Source organism: Bacillus sp. CGMCC 1.60114, assembly GCF_042676365.1.
GTDB lineage: Bacteria > Bacillota > Bacilli > Bacillales > Bacillaceae_G > Bacillus_A > Bacillus_A rhizoplanae_A.
In genome coordinates, this window is record NZ_JBHTHG010000043.1 from 1 (window position 1) to 2783 (window position 2783).

Here is a 2783-nt window from a genome sequence, read left to right on the forward strand (position 1 = left end):
ATAAAGTGTTTGTCTAGCATCATAAATAAAAATTGACGTTTCACGTTGTTTGTTTCGTTCAGTTTTCAAAGAACTTGTCTGCCGCTTAATTGCGACTTCCTTATGTTAACATCTTTGTTTTTCAATGTCAACTAAGTTTTTTATTTCATTTTCGCTTTTTGCTATGTTGCATCAGCGACTTTTAATATAATATACCCTTACTCCCACAAAATCAATATATTTTTTGTTTTTTCTTCATAGATGTTCCATTTCGTTGTTAACCTAAAATCTTTTCCCAACTAATCTACCAAATAGCAATGACTGTCTCATCGATTCTACCGCCTATATATTTTCATGAAACTATCCTCTTTATTTATAAAAAAACTAAGGGAACAGAATACTTTCCATATCTTTAGCTACACCATTAGCTTTGTCAAGTGATGTTCCAACAGGTAAATCTGCCGTCAGATTATATGAAGCCGCCTTTTCTTCTGGTAAAAAGTTTTTCGGGATCAGCAGCACAAGTCCTAAAGATGAAACAAATACGACAAAAGCGAGAAAGAGTGTAATCATCTTTTTCTGAATCGTCAAGCTCAGCACACGCCGATATGTTCTCTGCAATATTGTTTCTTTCGGTTCCTTATGCTTCAAACGTAGCAAGAAAAATTTAGCAAGTAAAGGGACAACTGTTAACGAAACAAGTAAAGAAAAAGCAAGTGCAACAATAACCGTAATTCCGAACGGAGCAAAGAACTTGCCAACAATTCCCGGAACGAATGAAAGTGGACCAAATACTGCCATGGTCGTAATTGTTGAAGATGTAACCGCACCGCCAACTTCTTTAGCAGCTGCTAACACCATGTTTACATCACGCTTTGCGCTACTTAACGTTCTGCGATAGATGTTTTCAATGACTACGATAGAATCATCAATTACTCGACCAACAGCTACTGCAATACCAGCTAGCGTCATCATATTCAAACTATAGTGTAAATACTTCATCTTAATCATCGCTGCTAAAACAGACAGCGGGATTGATAGCACAGCTACAATTGTAGCTCTTATATTACGTAAGAATACAAATGTCACATTGACAGCAAACAATGTACCTAGCAACACTTCCCTAAGCATACTATTAACTGATTTTTCTACCTACCTTGAGCTGTCATACAACTTTGTCAGTTTATAACCCTCTGGTAATTGTAGATCAGATAGTTTTTGGTTAATTTGTTTGACCACTTCCACCGCATTAGCTCCTGGCTGCGCTTTAACAGATACAAGAACTGCAGGTGTGTCTTTTAATCTCGTATATACAGTTTCTGTTTTACTTCCATACTCTACAGTTGCTATATCTGACAATTTAACTGTTTGTACTCCCCCAGCACTTGGTACTGCCATTTTCATATCGTTCACGTCAGTAAGCAATTTAAGTTTGTAATCAGCTTGAACATTTAATGTTTTTTCATTAATACTCACCTGACCTGCTGGAAAAGAAAAATTGTGTGCTAAAAGCGCTTGCTTTACTATGTCATAAGTAATCTTTTTTTCTTTCATTTTTTCAACATCAAGTCTAATAGACAATCGCTTTTCGGTTTCACCTGACACATCCACCTTGCCGATATTTTCAACAGTAGACAAAGTCGGTTTAATCCGCTTGTTTACATATTGTGAAATATCTGCCTGCTTAGCATTGTCTGAAGAAAGCGCGAAAGTAAATATTGGCATCTGCGAAGGTCCATCTTTCATAACGACAGGTTTCCCTGCATCCTCTGGTAATTTTAGAGATGCAACTGCACTCGTCACATCTTTTTCAACAACTACCATGTTGCTATGAGCTTCAATATATAAATTATCAAGCTTTTGAATACTAGAAAATGCAGTTTCTAACGGCTTTCCTATATCATTTAATCCTTGCTCTGGCGTGGCACCCATATAAGGGACTTGCACAACCATATACGGAATATCAACGTTTGGCATTTCTTCCATCTCTATTGTTTTAATAGAATATAATCTCCCAACAATAATAAAAATCATCGCAAGAAAGACAACACCTACATTTTTTAAAGAAAAGCGAATCCACGACCCCACCGTCATTCCTCTCATCCCTTTGTACTAAGGAAAATAATCTTTCTTACATAATCTCTATAAACCGTAACCCTCCCCTACTTATATTCTCTTCACCTTTTTATAATTGTTTTTTTCCTTTCATTCCACATCAACCCCATGATGGATTCTAAACTCAACCCAAAGACCTATATCAAATCACACAGCGCTAAGTATACAGAAAATCCCTTCTATGCAGCAGTGTAAAGAGTCATGTTCTAAACATAACAAAAAGGATTGTGTATTTTACACTTTCCGTAAGCAGGAGGCACACATACCTCTTTGAGATTGCCAATCCACACAAATGATTTATCAATATTTAATTTCATGCTGTTTTTTTGGAAAAAGAATGTATTTAATTTCTTTCACAGAAAATTTAATACGCTTTGGAATACGAGGTCTCTTAGTAAAAATGAAGGATATTTCTGATATGTTTCATAGAAATGAAGAATGATTTCCTGTTTTGATAGATTTTTTCATGACCACTTAGTTCGTCTATTTCAATAAAATAACACTGAGTTCTTTTATTAAGAAATTCAGTGTTATTTTATAATGATAAAAATACACAAAAAAAGACGAGTCATTCTGACTCGTCTTAGATTGCCTGGCAACGTCCTACTCTCACAGGGACAAAGTCCCAACTACCATCGGCGCTAGAGAGCTTAACTTCCGTGTTCGGTATGGGAACGGGTGTGACCTCT

The 2783-nt window shown here is 36.0% G+C and carries 1 protein-coding gene, 1 rRNA gene and 1 pseudogene; 1 reads left to right on the top strand and 2 read right to left on the bottom strand.

Annotated elements, in window-relative coordinates; all coding sequences use genetic code 11:
- Positions 1-363: 363 nt before the first annotated feature.
- A pseudogene (locus ACFQZ1_RS10320) lies at positions 364-2082 on the bottom strand (efflux RND transporter permease subunit).
- Positions 2083-2257: 175 nt separating this feature from the next.
- On the opposite strand from ACFQZ1_RS10320, the gene ACFQZ1_RS10325 reads away from it, so the two are divergent.
- Positions 2258-2368 carry a hypothetical protein gene (locus tag ACFQZ1_RS10325; RefSeq protein ID WP_377882099.1) on the top strand — a complete coding sequence of 37 codons (111 nt, stop codon included), beginning with the start codon at positions 2258-2260 and terminating at the stop codon, positions 2366-2368.
- A 316-nt stretch (positions 2369-2684) separates the two neighbouring features.
- Here ACFQZ1_RS10325 and rrf read toward each other — a convergent pair.
- Positions 2685-2783 (bottom strand): 5S ribosomal RNA (rrf, locus tag ACFQZ1_RS10330); the annotation flags it as partial.